Source organism: Streptomyces sp. NPDC127097 (assembly GCF_042724075.1).
GTDB lineage: Bacteria > Actinomycetota > Actinomycetes > Streptomycetales > Streptomycetaceae > Streptomyces.
This window is the reverse complement of record NZ_JBHXFI010000041.1, coordinates 24,146-40,064: the sequence shown is the minus strand read 5'-3', so window position 1 is coordinate 40,064 and position 15,919 is coordinate 24,146. Positions and strand designations below refer to the sequence as shown.

Below are 15,919 nucleotides of genomic sequence, written 5' to 3'. Positions count from 1 at the left end.
CGGGGCGGAAGGGGCGTGCGCAGCTGTCGGGTCAGCTGAGGTTCGCCAGCGCCTGGTTGAGGGTCTTCGACGGACGCATGACCGCCTCGGCCTTCGCCACGACGGGCTGGTAGTAGCCGCCGATGTCGGCCGGCGAGCCCTGCACCGCGATCAGCTCGTCGACGATGGTCTGCTCCTGCTCGGTCAGCGTCTTGGCGAGGGCCGCGAACGCCTCCGCGAGCTGAGCGTCATCGGTCTGCTTGGCCAGCTCCTGCGCCCAGTAGAGCGCGAGGTAGAAGTGGCTGCCGCGGTTGTCGATGCCGCCGAGCTTGCGGCTGGGCGACTTGTTCTCGTTGAGGAAGGTGCCGGTGGCGCGGTCGAGGGTGTCCGCGAGCACCTGGGCGCGGGCGTTGCCGGTCTTCTGCGCGAGGTGCTCGAAGCTGACCGCGAGGGCCAGGAACTCACCCAGGCTGTCCCAGCGCAGGTAGTTCTCCTTGACCAGCTGCTGGACGTGCTTGGGCGCGGAGCCGCCGGCGCCGGTCTCGAACAGGCCGCCGCCGTTCATCAGCGGGACGACCGAGAGCATCTTGGCGCTGGTGCCCAGCTCCAGGATCGGGAACAGGTCGGTCAGGTAGTCACGCAGCACATTGCCGGTGACCGAGATCGTGTCCTCGCCGCGGCGGATCCGCTCCAGGGAGTAGGTGATCGCGTCGACCGGCGACATGATCTCCAGCTGAAGGCCCTCGGTGTCGTGCTCGGCGAGGTAGGTCTTGACCTTCTCGATGAGCTGGGCGTCGTGCGCACGGCCGGCGTCGAGCCAGAAGACCGCCGGGTTGCCGGTCGCGCGGGCGCGGGTGACGGCGAGCTTGACCCAGTCGCGGATCGGCGCGTCCTTGGTCTGGCACATCCGGAAGATGTCGCCGGCGCCGACGACCTGCTCCAGAACGGCGTTGCCGCTCTCGTCGAGGACCCGGACGGTGCCGGTGACCGGGATCTCGAAGGTCTTGTCGTGGCTGCCGTACTCCTCGGCCTTCTGCGCCATGAGTCCGACGTTCGGGACCGAGCCCATGGTGGACGGGTCGTAGGCGCCGTGGGCGCGGCAGTCGTCGAGGACGGCCTGGTAGATGCCGGCGTAGCTGCTGTCGGGGAGGACGGCGAGGGTGTCGGCCTCGGCGCCGTCCGGGCCCCACATGTGGCCGGAGGTGCGGATCATGGCCGGCATGGAGGCGTCGACGATGACATCGCTCGGCACGTGCAGGTTGCTGATGCCGCGGTCGGAGTCGACCATGGCGAGCTCCGGGCCCTCGGCGAGCTCGGCGTCGAAGGACGCCTTGATCTCGGCGCCGTCGGCCAGCGACTCCAGGCCCTTGTAGATGCCGCCGAGGCCGTCGTTCGGGGTCAGGCCGGCGGCCGCGAGGGACTCGCCGTACTGGGCGAACGTCTTCGGGAAGAAGGCGCGGACCACGTGGCCGAAGATGATCGGGTCGGAGACCTTCATCATCGTGGCCTTGAGGTGCACCGAGAACAGCACGCCCTCGGCCTTGGCACGGGCGACCTGCGCCGTGAGGAACTCGCGCAGCGCGGCCACCCGCATCACGGAGGCGTCGACGACCTCGCCCGCGAGGACCGGTACCGACTCGCGCAGGACGGTGGTGGAGCCGTCGTCGCCCGACAGCTCGATGCGCAGCGTGCCGTCCTGGCCGATGACCGTGGACTTCTCGGTGGAGCGGAAGTCGTCGACGCCCATGGTGGCGACGTTCGTCTTCGAGTCGGCAGTCCAGGCGCCCATGCGGTGCGGGTTGGACTTGGCGTAGTTCTTGACCGAGGCCGGCGCCCGGCGGTCGGAGTTGCCCTCACGCAGGACCGGGTTGACGGCGCTGCCCTTGACCTTGTCGTAGCGGGCGCGGATGTCGCGCTCCTCGTCGGTCTTCGGGTCGTCCGGGTAGGCCGGCAGCGCGTAGCCCTGCTCCTGAAGCTCGGCGATGGCCGCCTTCAGCTGCGGGATCGAGGCCGAGATGTTCGGCAGCTTGATGATGTTCGCCTCGGGAGTCTTCGCCAGCTCACCGAGCTCGGCGAGGGCGTCGTCGATGCGCTGGCCCTCCTCCAGGTACTCGGGGAAGCTCGCGATGATGCGACCGGCCAGGGAGATGTCACGGGTCTCCACACTGACGCCGGCCGTCGACGCGTATGCCTGGATCACCGGCAAGAACGAATACGTCGCCAGGGCCGGGGCCTCGTCAGTGTGGGTGTAAATGATGGTCGAGTCAGTCACCGGGTGCTCCGCTCCACGTCTGCAACATTGCTCGACATCAAGATATCTCGTGAGCCGCCCCGTCTCGACAGGACCCCGCCCCGGGCAAACCGGAGGAAATACTTCCGACCTGCCGCGACCGGTGAAAACCGGTTACCCGCCGGTCCGGAAGAGTGACGGTTGTCAGCCGGCCTTGGTCGTGACGGTGACCGGGACGGCGGGGGCGGGCTTCGCCCCCTCCTTCGTGCCGTCGCCGACGGTGACGGCGAGCGCGAAGACGACGAGGGCGCACCCGGCACCCACCGCGATCTTGAGCCCGGAGTGCTGGGCCACCGGCGGCCGCGCGGCCGGCGGGGACACGAACGGGCGGGGCTGCTGAGCGGAGAGCGCTGGCCGCGGCGAGTACGACATGATCAATCCCCCTGGCATCTGTGATGGTGTCGTGAAGACCGCCCAATGCCGTCGAAGGTTGCACGGCCGGGCGCCCGCGCGGCCCGCGCCCCTTATGCCCGGTCGCTCCCGGACCGACCGCCCGTTCAGGCCGGAAGGCTCCGCAGCCAGACCGCGACCCCGTGGTGGTGGCTGCATGTGCCCCGCCGGTGCCCGCTGTAGCTGTAGGTCCCGTCGTTGCACCGCGCGGAGGCGCCTGCCGGGGCTTGGGCCTGCTCCTCGCCGCCGCTCGTGGAACTGCTGCCGCCGTCGGAGCCGGAGCCGCCGGAGGAGCCGGAGGAACTGGAGGAGCCGCCCCCGTCCGCGCCGGAGGAGCCGGAGGTGCCGGACGAGCCGTAGGTGCCGGAACTGCCGTCACCGGCCGGATCGTCCGTGGGCTCAGGGGCTCCGTCATCGCCCGCGGATCCGGCCGCGTCAGGTGCGTCGCAGCTCTCGCCGGTCTTCACGACGGTGAAGGTCAGCGTTTCGGTGTCCGCCATGTCCGACCCGGCGGCCGGCTCCTGCGCGCACACCTGCCAGTTCCGGTCCCACATCTGGGCGCGGTGGCGGACGGACAGATCGCGGCTCTCCAGCAGGTAGATGCCCCGGCCCTGCGCGTCGTCCTGCGCCTCCTGAAGGTTGCTCCCGGCGTAGTCCGGCACGGTGACGGTGCTGCTCTCGCTGTCGGACGCGTCGCTTCCGCCGGCCGCATCGGACGCATCTGACGCATCGGATGCGGCGGACGGATCCGACGTGTCCGCTGCATCTGTCGCGTCGGAGACCGAGCTACTGGTGGACGGCTTCGAGCCCCCGTCGCCGTCCATCAGGTTGACGCACCCGCCGACCAGCAGCACGAAAACGGCGATGACCGCGCAGCCGAGCCGGGCGTTCTTCTTCTCTTCCGGCGACATCGGCCGTTGGTTCCCGGTCATGTGGCCCCCCTGTCGTGCGACTGCATACTCCCCTGCATGCATGGCCCTGCCCACGGTCGCGAGCCGCCGCCCGGCTGGAACCGGGGAGACAAGTGGTGTCTGCGCGAGGGGGGCCGCGCCGCGCCGCTCTGCGGCTGCGGTACGGCCCGCCCGTCGCGCCAGGCGGTCAGAAGTTGCCGTTGGAGAGGATCTCGCCCTTGACGTCGTAAACGGTGACGAGGCCGTTCTTGGAATCCTTCCAGTCGGCGAAGGCGGAGGCGATCAGCTTGCCTTCGCTCTGGTGCGGGCCCATCAGGCCGCCGGTGAAGTCGGTGTAGATCTCGACCGAGTCGAGGATGTCGTTCAGCTCGTCGGCGCCCTGGACCTTGGTGACGTGCCCGAGGGCGGCCTTCTCGTTCGCGCTTCCGTGCTTCGCGACGAACGCCTTGAACTGGTCGGCCGGTGACTTGGGAGCCGGCTCGGGCTTCTCCTCCGGCTTCTTCTCCGGCTTGGCTTCGGCCGGTGCCGCCTTCTCGTTCGCGCGCTCCGGTGCCGGTGCGGCGGCGGCCTTGGCGGGCTTCTCGGCCGGCGTGCCGGAGTCGCCGCCACCGATCGCGGCGCCGATGACGCCGAGCAGGACGAGGGCACCGAAGGCGCCACCGCAGCCGATGCCGATCTTGGCGCCGGTGCTCATCTTCTTCGGCGGGAGCGGCGCATACATCCCGTACTGGTTCGGCGGCTGTTGTCCGGGCTGGGACGGCGGCTGCTGATAGGTCATGGTTCCCCCCAAGGTGTCTGGAACCGGGAGGGTATCGAGTTGTTGAACATCGAAATAGATGAAGTGAAGAACCTGTGATGATGTCGTGACCGAAACGAGGGGGCGGGCGATCGGGGCGCAAGGCCGGGGCCCTCAACTCGTCCTCGACCACGGGTCGGTGGACACCCGGGCAAGCACCGGCACCCGTACGGCGGCGTTCGGCCGGCGGCTCCATCACATGAGCTTTTATCGCCGAAGCAATGTGCGCAGGCGCGCATCAGTGAATAGTCTTCTTACTCAAGTCAGCACCTCATGACCGAAGTTGACAGTCCGCTTGCGCAGTACATGCATGCCACGTACAGGAGATTGCGGTGATTGCCCCTCACGGTCGTATCGGGCTGTCGCCTGCGCACGAGACTGCCCCGCAGCAGGGGCCGGATCCGGGGCTCGCGGCCCTCGCCCCCGGACCCCCACGATGTCCGGGCAGCCCTCTCACCAGCGGCGCGGAACCGGTGCCACACCGCCTCGCCCGACGCCCTCACCGCCCCGCCCGCCAAGGCCGCCGGGCATACGGGCCCGGCCGGCCCCATGGTCGTTCGCTCAGCGCGACGCGCTCCCCCTACGTCGGCGTCCGTCATGGCGGATGCCCACCCGGAGGCCCGAAAAGTGCCTGTTGATCACCCCCTTGCGCACCGTCCTGCGCAGGGTGAGGAACTGTTCCCCGCACCCGAGAGAACGTCGGCGGGGAAGCCGTGAGACGTCAACCGGCATTCGACCGGCACCCGGCGCGGGACGACACCCGCTTGCGTGCGGTGGTGGAGGACGCCGCGATGGGCAGGTGGGAAGGCGCACGTGAACTGCTGACCGCGACCGGCGCCGACTGGGACCGCCGGATCTTCCGCCTCCAGGTACTCGCCCGCGCGGGGGCCCGGCTCACCTTCGCCGACACCTGGGCCCAGGCCGAACCCCGTTCTCCGCATGCGCTGGCCCTGCTCGCCACCGTTCTGGCGCTGCGCTCGATGGCCGGCCCACGGGGAGCGGGCAGCGGGCCGGACATGGAACAGGCATGGGAGACCTGCCATGCCGCCGGTGATGCGCTGCCGGCCGATCCGACGCCGTATGTCGTCATGCTCGCCCTGCTGCGCTTCCACTCTCCCCCGCGCGACCGGCAGTGGCGGGAGACGGTGCACACCGTGTGGCAGGAGATCGAGGAACGCGACCCGTGGAACCGGGAGGCGCACCACGAGCTGCTCACGTACATGTTCCCCGACCAGCACGGCGTGGCCGGTGAGATGTTCCACTGGGCGCAGGAGCGGTGCGCCCATGTCCCCCGCGGCATGCCGTTGCACGTCCTGCCGCTGGTCGCGCTCGCCGAGTCGCACCGGATGCGGATGAAGAAGGAAGGACACCGGTACGGCCTGACGGTCCACCCGTGGACGGACAACCCGTCGACCCAGCAGGCGTGGGTGAACTGGTGGACGTACCGGGCCCCTTCCATGCCGCACGCCGCCTTCCATGAGGACGCCAACTACCTGGCCCATGCGATGTCCTTCGCGAATCAGCACCGGGCGGCGGCCGAGGTGTTCGACGCCATCGGCCCGTACGCCACGGATGTGCCGTGGAGCTATTGCGGAGATGCCCAGCAGCTCTTCGCCCGGCATCGGAAATGGGCGGTCAAGGGGTCCGCACCCTAGCCCCGGCCGAGGTTGTTCCGTACGTCACCGCGCCACCAACAGGAGAGGACCCAGCCATGCCACTGGAGATTCCAAGCGTCACGCAGACGGAGGAGGAACGCCTCGCCGAACTGGGCATCGCCCAGACACTGGACCGCTCGATGTCCGGGCGGCAGAATTTCGCCGTCTCGTTCACCATCATCAGCATCCTGTCCGGCTGCCTGACCATGTACGGCTTCGGGATGAACACCGGCGGGCCGGCCCTGATCATGTGGGGCTGGGTGCTCGTCGGCCTGATGACCCTCTTCGTGGGCCTGGCCATGGCCGAGGTCTGCTCCTCCTATCCGACCTCCGCCGGCCTCTACTTCTGGGCGCACAAGCTCGCTCCGCAGCGGTCCGCTCCGGCCTGGGCGTGGTTCACCGGCTGGTTCAACACGCTCGGCCAGGTGGCCGTGACCGCGGGCATCGACTTCGGCGCCGCGTCTTTCCTCAACGCCTATCTGAACCTCCAGTTCGACTACGCCGCCACCCCCGGCCACACGATCACGCTCTTCGGCGTGATCCTCCTGCTGCACGCCGTGGTGAACACCTTCCGGGTGCGCGTCGTCGGCTTCTTCAACACCGTCTCGGTGTGGTGGCATCTGATCGGCGTCGTCGTCATCGTCGGCGCCCTGCTGATCATTCCCGACAAGCACCAGTCCCCCGCCTTCGTCTTCACCGAGTTCGTCAACAACACCGGCTGGGGCTCGGCGGTCTATGTCGCGCTCATCGGTCTGCTGATGGCGCAGTACACCTTCACCGGCTATGACGCGTCCGCCCATATGACGGAGGAGACGAAGAACGCCTCGGTGGAGGGGCCGAAGGGCATCGTCCGCTCGATCGTGGTGTCCTGGGCCGCCGGATTCGTGCTGCTCTTCGGGCTGACCTTCGCCATCCAGTCCTACACCGGCGCTCTGGAGTCGGGCACCGGTGTGCCGCCGGCCCAGATCTTCCTCGACGCGCTCGGCGCGACCACCGGCAAGCTGATGCTGCTCGTCATCATCGGCGCCCAGCTGTTCTGCGGGATGGCGTCGGTGACCGCGAACTCCCGCATGATCTACGCCTTCTCCCGCGACGGGGCGCTGCCCTTCTCCACCGTCTGGCACCAGCTCCACCCGGGGACCCGCACCCCGACCAACGCGGTGTGGCTCGCCGCGGGCGGTGCGTTCGTCCTCGGTCTGCCGTACCTGTTCAACACGACCGCGTACGCCGCCGTCACCTCCATCGCGACGATCGGCCTCTACATCGCCTACGTGGTGCCCACCCTGCTGCGGCTGCGCCAGGGGGAGAACTTCCGGCGCGGTCCCTGGCACCTGGGCCGCTGGTCGAAGCCGGTGGGCGTGATCGCGGTCAGCTGGGTCGCGATCATCACCGTGCTGTTCATGCTGCCGCAGCTGAGCCCGGTGACCATGGAGACGTTCAACTACGCGCCCCTCACCGTGGGTGTGGTGCTGGTCTTCGCCGGCACCTGGTGGCTGGTCTCCGCCCGCAAGTGGTTCCTCAACCCGCAGCACCCGCGCAGCAACCCGGCGCAGACCTCGCCGCCGGAGCGAACGGCCTCCACCTCGCACTAGGCGGCCGCCGGCCACGGGGGTGACGCGCGCGCTCGTCGCGCGTTGCCCCCGGCCACGGCAAGCCCCGTTTTCGCCACGGTGATGCGGTGGTCCTCTACCTCTCCTCGTCTCGACGCCGAAGGGTCCGCTTCTGGCGTTGATTGCCCGGTAAACGTTTGTTGATTGCCTTCACGCACTCTTGCGGGTATCGGTAAATCGGGGGCGAGACGAGGAACATAAGTGCCGGATACACGTGTCACGGTGACAGTGCACGCCGCCGACCCGCTCAGCCGGGCCGGAGTCGTCAGTCACCTCCAGCACCAGCCCACCGTCGAGCTCGTCCAGCACCAGACCGGAACGGCGGTCAGGGAGCGGACGGAGCAGGCGGAACGGGGCAGAGCGAAAGACAACGGCGGGGAAGCGGTCGGGACCGTGGCGATCATGCCGATCGACCGGTTCGACGATCTGGCCGCGGCCGAACTGAGACGGCTCGTACGGGGCGGCGAGCAGCGCGTCGTGCTCATCGCCCGGGATCTGCGCGAGCCGGAGCTGATGACGGCCGTGGAGTACGGCGTACGGGCCATCCTGTGGCGTCATCAGGCCACCCCGCAGCGGCTGTTGCGGGCGGTGCAGAGCGCGGCGCGCGGCGAGGGCGACCTGCCGCCGGACCTGATCAGCACGCTGCTCACCCAGGTGGGGCAGCTGCGGCGGTCGGTGGCGACCTCGCCCTCCGTCGGGTTCGTCCCGACGCTCGGGATGGCGCCGCGCGAGGTCGATGTGCTGCGGCTGATCGCCGAGGGGCTGGACACCCGGCAGATCTCCGAGAAGCTCGCCTACTCCGAACGCACCGTCAAGAACATCCTGCACGCCCTGATGACGCGGCTCCAGTTACACAACCGCGCACACGCCGTCGCCTACGCGCTGCGGGAGGGCTACATCTGATGGGGACGGCAGCAAGCACGGATACGGGTGCGGAGGCGGAGACAGGTGCGCGGGCAAGAGCAAGGGGTACAGCGGTGACGGAGTGGGCACAGGGAGCGGCGGGCCGCCGGGCGGGGGAACGCGCATGATGCACGAAGTCGATGAGGCGATCCGGCGGGTGCTGCGCGGCGGGGTGCTGCCGGACGGCACCGGAGACATCGCGTTCGAGGCGCCGACCCGCGACTGGGCGGCGCGGCGCAACGCCCCCACGCTCAATGCGTATCTCTACGACATCCGCGAGGACGTCGCCCGCCGCGAGCGCGGCACGATCGCGGAACGGGACGCCGGCGGAGTGGTCGTGCGCCGGCGTCAGCCGAACCGCTGGTTCCGGCTGTCCTACCTGGTCACGGCATGGACCACCCGCCCGGAGGACGAGCACCGGCTGCTGTCCGCCGCGCTGGGGTGCCTGCTCTCGCACGAGATCCTGCCGGCGGCCGCGTTGCCGGACGCGCTCCGCGGGCTGGCGGTGAGCATTCCGCTCACCGTCGCCGTGCCCCCGCCCGAGTCCCGCTCGATCGCCGACATCTGGTCGGCACTCGGCGGCGAACTCAAGCCGTCCCTGGACGTGGTGGTCACCGTGCCCTTCCCGGTCTCGCCGTCGTACGAGGTGGCGCCGCCGGTCACGGAGGGCGCGGTCACGGTCGTCCGCGGGATCGACGGCGTGCCCGGCGACTCCCAGCCCCGGATGCTCCGGTCCGCTCCGGGTGCCTCGCCCGCGCAGGGCAGCGAGGAGGGACGGTGACGGGCACCACGGCAGGCGACACCCCCGCCGGCGCCCTGCTGACCCGGCTGGCGGGGCTGCGGGAGCGGGTGGCCGGGCTGGTCGAGCGGCGCAGCGTCGACGATCCCACGGCTGCGGACCCGCTGCGCGGCCTGTATGTGACCCCGGAGACGGCCAGACGGCTGGCCGCGCGGCCGCCGGTCGAGGCTCAGCCGGATCCCTTCGCCGCGGGTCAGGGGTTCACGGGCGAACCGGCCGACGGGGCATCGGACCGATCGGCCGCGCTCGCCGGGCGGTTCGGGCTGTCGGCCCTGGACCTCCACATCCTCCTGGCCGCGCTGGCGCCCGATGTGGACCGGGGCTTCGAGCCGCTGTACGGCTACCTCAACGACGATGTGGGGCGGCGCCGGGCCACGGTCGCGCTGGCGCTGGATCTCGCGGGCACCGGCCCGTACGAGCCCGGAGCCCGCGCCCGCTTCCACCCCGCCGCGCCACTGCTGTCCGGTGGGCTGCTCGTCATCGAGGACGAGGACCGGCCGCTGCCGGGGCGGGCGCTGCGGGTGCCGGAGCGGGTGGTGGCCCATCTGCTGGGGGACGACGGTCTCGATCCGGAACTCGACGCCGGTGAGGTGGAGTTGCTGACGGCGGAACAGCCGGCCGCCGGCCGTACGGGACGCGATGCCCGCACCGGGGACGAGACGTTCGCCGGGCGGCTCGCCGTCCTCGCGAGCGAGCGGCCGCTCGCCGTACATCTGCGGGAGCGCCGGCCCGGCACCGCCGCCGGGCCGGTGACCGACGGGCTGCGGCGGGCCGGCCTGCCGGTGCTGCGCTATCGGCCGGACGGCCGCCACGGCGACGGGACGGGCCTCACGGGCGCGCTGTTGCGGGAGGCCCGGCTGCGGCGGGCCGCGTTCGTCGTGGGGCCGCTGCCGGAGCGGCCGGACGGGCTCGTCCGGGCGCTGGCGGGCCGGGACGTGCCGGTGGTCTTCTTCGGGAGCGAGCCGTACGACCCGGGCTGGGCCCCGGATTCCGGGCTGTTCGCGCTGGACGCGCCGGATGCCGGGGCGGCGGCGGGCGAGGTCTGGAGCACCGAACTCGGCGTCGTGGACGAGGGCTTCGACCTGGCCGCGGCCGTGGCGCCGTACCGGCTGGGTGCCGCCCAGATCCGCCGGGCGGCCCGTGCGGCCACCGCTCTCGCCGCCTTCGACGGGACGCCGGTGACCGCCGCCCATGTCCAGCACAGCGCACGTCAGCAGTCCGCGCCGCTGCTGGACCGGCACGCCCGGCGCATCCGGCCCGCCGTCGGCTTCGACGGGCTCGTCCTGCCGCCCGAACCGCTGACGCTGCTGCACGAACTGGTGCAGCGGGCGCGGCACCGGGACAAGGTGCTGGGCGAGTGGCGGCTGCGTACCGGTGGCGGGCGCGGCAGAGGCGTGGTGGCCCTGTTCGCCGGGGAATCCGGTACCGGAAAGACGCTCTCCGCGGAGGTCGTGGCCGGCGAACTGGGCCTGGACCTCTATGTGGTGGAACTGTCCGCGGTGGTGGACAAGTACATCGGGGAGACCGAGAAGAACCTGGAGCGGATCTTCTCCGAGGCCGACCGCACCGACGCCGTGCTGCTCTTCGACGAGGCGGACGCCGTCTTCGGCAAACGCTCGGAGGTCAAGAGCTCACACGACCGGTACGCGAACCTGGAGAGCGCGTATCTGCTCCAGCGGCTGGAGGCGTTCGACGGGATCGCCGTCCTGACCACCAATCTGCGGGCCAACATCGACGAGGCGTTCACCCGGCGGCTGGATCTGGTGGTCGACTTCCCGTTCCCGGACGCCGAGCAGCGGATCGCCCTGTGGCGTTCCTGTCTGGCCGCCACCCCCTGCGCGGACGACCTCGCCCTCGATGTCTGCGCCAAGGAGTACGAGCTGTCCGGCGGGGCGATCCGGTCGGCCGCGGTGACCGCGGGCTATCTCGCGGCGGGGCGCGGCGAGGCGGTGTCGGCCGAGGACATCCGGGCCGGGGCCCGGCGCGAGTACCGCAAGATGGGGCGGCTGGTGCCGGACGCTTCGCCGTTGTGGGACTGAGGGTCCGGGTGCGGCCGGGGCCTGGCGGGGTGCCCGCCGGCCCCGGCCCGTGTCACTGTCCTTCGGCGATCTTCCAGTCCTGCCGGTCGAAGGGCCCGTCGGCGCACTTGAAGGACACCGCGCCCTTGTCGTTCTGCATGTCGGTCAGGCATTCCTCGTTGCTCACGTTGACGATGCGGGTGAGGCCGTTGCCCGCGTCCACCAGCCGCCACTTCTGATGGGGCGGCAGCCGGCCCGAGGCCAGTTGCTCCGGGTCGGCCCTCATGAGCTCGACCTCGTTGGTGCCCGGCTTCAGCTGGGCCACGCCGCCCGGGGCGCTGCCCGGCTCCAGGGAGACCGTGTTGTCCTCGGGGTAGTGGTGGATGGTCCACCACTGGTTGCGGCCGAACTGGTCGTCCGTCCATGTGGCGCTCTGGCCGATCTGCGTGCCGTCCTCCTGACCGCCCCCATTGGCCTGGAGGTACCAGCCACCGTTGGCGCCGGACTTGATGGTCTGTTGCGCCGGTCCCTCGTCCTTCGGTTCGTCGCCGCCGGCGGGCTCCTCGGGCTTCTCCTCCGGCTTCTCCTCGGGCTTCTCCTCCGGCGGCTGGGACGGGGCCGGCGCGGTCGGCTTCTCTTCCTTCTGCGGCAGCTTGTGGGACGCGCCGGCCTTCTCCCGTGCGCTCGTGGTCAGCTTGGGATCGGCTCTGAGCCACAGGGCCACGAAGGCGATCGCCGCCACGAGCAGCAGCGACAGCACCGCCATCGCCCAGCGCGGCAGCACGGACGGCTGGAGGTAGGTGCCGTGCAGCTCGGTCGGCTCCGGAACCCCGGCGCGCTGCGCGGAGACGGTGAACGGGTGCTTGTTGGTCCCGCCGACCCAGCTCACCGTGCCCGGACGGATGGTGAGGCGGGTGAAGGCGGCCCGGCCCGGCGCGATCTGGACCGATGTCGGCTCGGGCTCGACGGTGAGGGCATCACCGTTCTCACGGCCGGAGAGGGACACCGTCAGCGGCTGGTTGCCGAGGTTGTCGACGGCGACCGACGCCTTGGTGCGCCACCGGCCGCGTACGGTCAACGGAACGAGTTCGCAGCGGAGTTCGGAGAACGGCCCCACCGTGACCTGTCCCTCGACGACATCACGGATCTCCGGGTGTTCCGTCGGCTCGACACGGATGCCGAACGGCGTCGGCCCCGCCACGGCGTCCGGCGTACGCGGAGGCGCGAACTCGACCTGCGCCGTGCCCTCGGCGCCGGGATACAGCCGCAGCACATCCGGCTCCACCCGTGTCCAGCCCGCTGCGTCGCCGGCCGGCCGCAGCCGGTACTCCTCCACGGTGTCGCCCGTGTTGCGTACCCGCAGCCTTACCCTCGCGACGGAACCGGGGTCGACGGTGATCGAAGCCGGTTCCAGTGAAGTCCACATGCTCACCAGTGCAGTCAACCGGCTGCGCCGGGTCCGGGTCAGCGTGCGGAAGGGCAGCACCGGGGGCAGAGTCGGATGTCCTTACGGCTCCTTGCCCCGCGACCCGCCCCGCCGGCCACCCCTGGGAGGCCGTGCGGCAGCCGGAGGCCGTTCGCCACCCCGTCCGCGCGGCGCCGGGCCTACACCACCCGCGCCGAGCGCAGGGCGGGGCGGGCCCCGGCCGGGCTCGCCGGGGCCCGGCACCGCACGGTCACGGGCGGCCCGCGCCCGCCACCGGGAGAAGGCACCGCCCAGCTCCCGTTTGATACCGCCCAGCTCCCGTTCGAGGACGAGGGCCTGCGCCGCACACTCCGGAGCCGCCCGCGCCCGGCCGCCCCCGCCCGGTTCGCCACAAGCGCGCCGGGCCCAGGTCAGCGCCTCGCGGCACGGGTGCTGCGCACGACGACAGCGCCGCCGCGCCGGCCGGCGAGCGACCGCCGGCTGCCGCGGGGGCCCGGTGCGCTCCCGGTCCCCCGCCGCGAGCACGAGGGCCAGTTCGTGTGCCTCCTTGGCGCTGAGCAGGGGCGCGGGGACCGGCCGCAGGCGCTCCGGCAGCGCGCGCACCGCCTGTCCGTACGTCCCGGTGCCGGCCCGCGGAACCGGGAGCAGACGCCGGGCACCCGCTGCGGCCACGGCGTCGCCGTGCCGCCGGGCGTTGCCCAGGGCGCGGCGGATCAGCGGTGCGAGCGCGCGGTGGCGCGCGGTGCTCCGGAGCGCGGACGACCATGCGGTGAGGAGCTCGACGAGGTGGCCCAGCTGTCCGGGGGTCGCGTCCAGGGCCCGCTCCACGGCCGCGTACAGCGGCGGGTGCACGGCGTGCAGCCACTCGCGCGCGGCGTCGGCATCGGCGAGCGCGCGACCCGGGCGGTCCGGGTGGTCGGCGCGGTCCGGGAGGCCCGGTCGGCTCAGCGGATCCGGCGGGGCGCCGGGCGGCCCGATCAGCCGCGCCGCGGTCAGGACGGTGGCCCGTATGTGGTCGAAGAAGCGGTGCTGTGCCGCCTCCCGCTCGGCAGGGCTGTCCTGCTCGCCGAGCCGCCGGGCGAACAGCCCGACCAGATCGTGGTAGCGGTAGCCGTCGTCGCCGTGCACCTCCACGAGCCCGGCATCGACCAGCGCCTCGACCGCCGCCTCCGCCGCGTCCTCGGTGGTGTCCAGCAGCGCGGCCGCGGCGGCCCGGCAGAACGTCGGCATACGGCACAGGGCGAGGACCCGGAAGGCGTGGGCGAGGCCGGGGCCGAGCGCCTCGTAGCCGACCCGGAAGGTCGCTGCCACACCCAGGTCGCCCACCCGCAGCTCGTCCAGCCGCCGCTGCTCGCCCAGCCGGGCCACGAGGTCGGCCAGGGACCAGCCCGGCCGGGACGCCAGGCGGGCGGCGGCGATGCGTACCGCGAGCGGCAACCCGCCGCAGGCGGCGACCAGTTCGCGGGCGGCCGCGGGCTCGGCGGCCGCCCGCTCCGCCCCCACGATCGCGCCGAGCAGCCCCAGCGCCTCCGCTTCGTCCATCACCTCCACGTCGACCCGCCCGGCGCCGGGCAGCGCGAGCGTCCGCGCCCGGCCGGTGACCAGCACCGCGCACCCCGGCGCCCCGGGCAGCAGCGGCCGCACCTGTGCGCTGTCCCGGGCGTTGTCGAGGAGTACCAGGACCCTGCGGCCGGCGATCAGCGAGCGGTACAGGGCGGACTTCTGCTCCAGCCCGTCCGGTACGGCGCCCTCCGCGACGCCGAGCGCGCGCAGGAAGTGCGTCAGCACGGCGCCGCTGTCGGCCGGGGCCCGGCCGGTGCCCTGGAGGTCCACATACAGCTGCCCGTCGGGGAAGCGGGCCCGTACGGCATGCGCCACATGCAGCGCCAGCGCGGTCTTGCCGACCCCGCCGAGCCCACTGAGCGTGGCCACCACCGGCGACCGCCCGCCGGCCGCCCCGCGCAGCGCCGAGGCCAGCTGGCCGACGGCCTCCGTCCGCCCCGTGAAATCGGCGATGTCGGGCGGGAGCTGAGCCGGTACGGGCGAGGGCGGGGCGCTGTACGCGGCGTTCGGGGTGGGGCGGGGTGGAGGGGGCCAGTGGTCACGGGTGTCGTCGGGGCGGGCGCGGTCAGGGTAAGTGCGGTCGGGACGGGCCCGGTCAGGGCCGGGGCGGTCAGGGCGGGCGCGCTCGCTGTCGGGGCCGGAAACACGCCCGGTCCCAGGGCCGGTCCCGGTCCCGGCCGCACGCCCATAGCCCTTCGGCCGCCCACGCAACTCCTCGTACCGCGCCCGGAGTTCGGCCCCCGGACCGGTGCCGAGTTCGGTGTCGAGGGTGCGGCGGGTGGCCGCGTAGACCGCGAGGGCCTCCGCCCGGCGGCCCGCGCGGTGCAGGGCCAGCATCAGCAGGGCCTGGGTGCGTTCCCGTAGGGGATGCTCGGCGGCGAAGGCCCGCAGTCCGGCGATCGAGACGCCCGGCGGACCGGCTTGCCCGCCCAACTCCAGCCCGCAGTCGAAGAGTTCCTCCTGGGCGGTGACGCACAGTTCGGTGAGCCGGTCGCGCTGCCGCTGTGCGTACGGTCCGGGCAGTCCGGCCAGCGCCACCCCCTCCGGGAGCGCCAGCGCGCGCCTCAGCTGCTCGTAGGCGCCCGCGGTGTCGCCCGCGCCCCGCAACCGGCGCGCCCTGACCAGCCGCTCCTCAAAGCCGGCCGCGTCCATCGCCTCGCCGGGGACCCGTAGCGCGTAGCCGCCGCCCGACGACACCAGCAGCTGTGCCTGCTGCCTGGGGGCACGCTCCGGCTCCAACAGGCCGCGCAGCCGGGAGATATACGTCCGGACGGTGCCCACCGCCCGCGGCGGCGGCCGCTCGTCCCACAGCGCGTCCACCAGCTGCGGTACGGACACCGGCCGTCCGGCGTGCAGCAGCAGCATCGCCAGGACGGCGCGCTGCTGCGGCGGGCCGAGCGGCAGCGGGCGGTCCCCGCGCCAGGCCCGCACCGGGCCGAGCACCTGGAACCGCAGCCGGACTGCCCGGGCCGGGCCGTCCGCCCGCTCCGCGCAGGACGGCTCGTTCGCGTCGCAGTGCACCGCCAGCCCGCTCCCCTGCCCCTGTCGACCTGCCACGCCACCCCTTCGGACCAGCGCT

At 72.2% G+C, this 15,919-nt stretch carries 11 protein-coding genes; 5 read left to right on the top strand and 6 right to left on the bottom strand.

Going from position 1 to position 15,919, the window contains the following annotated elements; genetic code table 11:
* Positions 1 to 31: 31 nt before the first annotated feature.
* From ACFWJW_RS26600 to ACFWJW_RS26585, 4 genes are all read right to left on the bottom strand, one after another.
* Positions 32 to 2,251: an NADP-dependent isocitrate dehydrogenase gene (locus ACFWJW_RS26600; protein WP_387246124.1), complete on the bottom strand. Its 2,220-nt coding sequence runs from the start codon at positions 2,249 to 2,251 to the stop codon at positions 32 to 34.
* A 162-nt stretch (positions 2,252 to 2,413) separates the two neighbouring features.
* Positions 2,414 to 2,641, bottom strand: a complete 228-nt coding sequence (locus ACFWJW_RS26595; RefSeq protein ID WP_387246122.1) for a hypothetical protein — start codon at positions 2,639 to 2,641, stop codon at positions 2,414 to 2,416.
* A 125-nt stretch (positions 2,642 to 2,766) separates the two neighbouring features.
* Entirely contained in the window at positions 2,767 to 3,591 is an 825-nt protein-coding gene (locus ACFWJW_RS26590) for a DUF3761 domain-containing protein (RefSeq protein ID WP_387246120.1), read from the bottom strand.
* Between the two features lie 166 nt (positions 3,592 to 3,757).
* Complete coding sequence (locus tag ACFWJW_RS26585; protein WP_387246118.1) at positions 3,758 to 4,348, bottom strand: hypothetical protein; 591 nt, start codon at positions 4,346 to 4,348, stop codon at positions 3,758 to 3,760.
* A gap of 731 nt (positions 4,349 to 5,079) precedes the next feature.
* Here ACFWJW_RS26585 and ACFWJW_RS26580 point away from each other — a divergent pair.
* The 5 genes from ACFWJW_RS26580 (at position 5,080) to ACFWJW_RS26560 (ending at position 11,372) form a co-directional block, all read left to right on the top strand.
* The gene (locus ACFWJW_RS26580; protein WP_387246116.1) at positions 5,080 to 6,021 is read left to right on the top strand and encodes a hypothetical protein; all 942 of its coding nucleotides are present in this window, start codon (positions 5,080 to 5,082) and stop codon (positions 6,019 to 6,021) included.
* A 56-nt stretch (positions 6,022 to 6,077) separates the two neighbouring features.
* Positions 6,078 to 7,613 carry an amino acid permease gene (locus tag ACFWJW_RS26575; RefSeq protein WP_387246114.1) on the top strand — a complete coding sequence of 512 codons (1,536 nt, stop codon included), beginning with the start codon at positions 6,078 to 6,080 and terminating at the stop codon, positions 7,611 to 7,613.
* A 219-nt stretch (positions 7,614 to 7,832) separates the two neighbouring features.
* A complete protein-coding gene (locus ACFWJW_RS26570; RefSeq protein ID WP_387246112.1) occupies positions 7,833 to 8,534 on the top strand; it encodes a response regulator transcription factor in 702 nt (233 codons plus the stop codon).
* Positions 8,535 to 8,658: 124 nt separating this feature from the next.
* Positions 8,659 to 9,315 carry a DUF4255 domain-containing protein gene (locus tag ACFWJW_RS26565; RefSeq protein ID WP_387246110.1) on the top strand — a complete coding sequence of 219 codons (657 nt, stop codon included), beginning with the start codon at positions 8,659 to 8,661 and terminating at the stop codon, positions 9,313 to 9,315.
* Positions 9,312 to 11,372, top strand: a complete 2,061-nt coding sequence (locus tag ACFWJW_RS26560) for an ATP-binding protein (protein ID WP_387246108.1) — start codon at positions 9,312 to 9,314, stop codon at positions 11,370 to 11,372. Before ACFWJW_RS26565 ends, ACFWJW_RS26560 begins: the two co-directional genes overlap by 4 nt.
* Before the next feature lie 52 nt (positions 11,373 to 11,424).
* Here ACFWJW_RS26560 and ACFWJW_RS26555 read toward each other — a convergent pair whose 3' ends face one another.
* Both ACFWJW_RS26555 and ACFWJW_RS26550 read right to left on the bottom strand, forming a co-directional pair.
* Positions 11,425 to 12,777, bottom strand: coding sequence for a hydrogenase expression protein (locus ACFWJW_RS26555; protein WP_387246106.1), 1,353 nt, complete (start codon positions 12,775 to 12,777; stop codon positions 11,425 to 11,427).
* An 81-nt stretch (positions 12,778 to 12,858) separates the two neighbouring features.
* The gene (locus ACFWJW_RS26550; protein ID WP_387246104.1) at positions 12,859 to 15,897 is read right to left on the bottom strand and encodes a BTAD domain-containing putative transcriptional regulator; all 3,039 of its coding nucleotides are present in this window, start codon (positions 15,895 to 15,897) and stop codon (positions 12,859 to 12,861) included.
* Between the last annotated feature and the right edge of the window lie 22 nt (positions 15,898 to 15,919).

What these genes read in the sequence shown, in the direction of transcription:
- ACFWJW_RS26595 (WP_387246122.1), bottom strand. Translation starts at nt 2,641, where the DNA reads ATGTCGTACTCGCCGCGGCCAGCGCTCTCCGCTCAGCAGCCCCGCCCG.
- ACFWJW_RS26590 (WP_387246120.1), bottom strand. Translation starts at nt 3,591, where the DNA reads ATGACCGGGAACCAACGGCCGATGTCGCCGGAAGAGAAGAAGAACGCC.
- ACFWJW_RS26585 (WP_387246118.1), bottom strand. Translation starts at nt 4,348, where the DNA reads ATGACCTATCAGCAGCCGCCGTCCCAGCCCGGACAACAGCCGCCGAAC.
- ACFWJW_RS26575 (WP_387246114.1), top strand. Translation starts at nt 6,078, where the DNA reads ATGCCACTGGAGATTCCAAGCGTCACGCAGACGGAGGAGGAACGCCTC.
- ACFWJW_RS26565 (WP_387246110.1), top strand. Translation starts at nt 8,659, where the DNA reads ATGATGCACGAAGTCGATGAGGCGATCCGGCGGGTGCTGCGCGGCGGG.
- ACFWJW_RS26555 (WP_387246106.1), bottom strand. Translation starts at nt 12,777, where the DNA reads ATGTGGACTTCACTGGAACCGGCTTCGATCACCGTCGACCCCGGTTCC.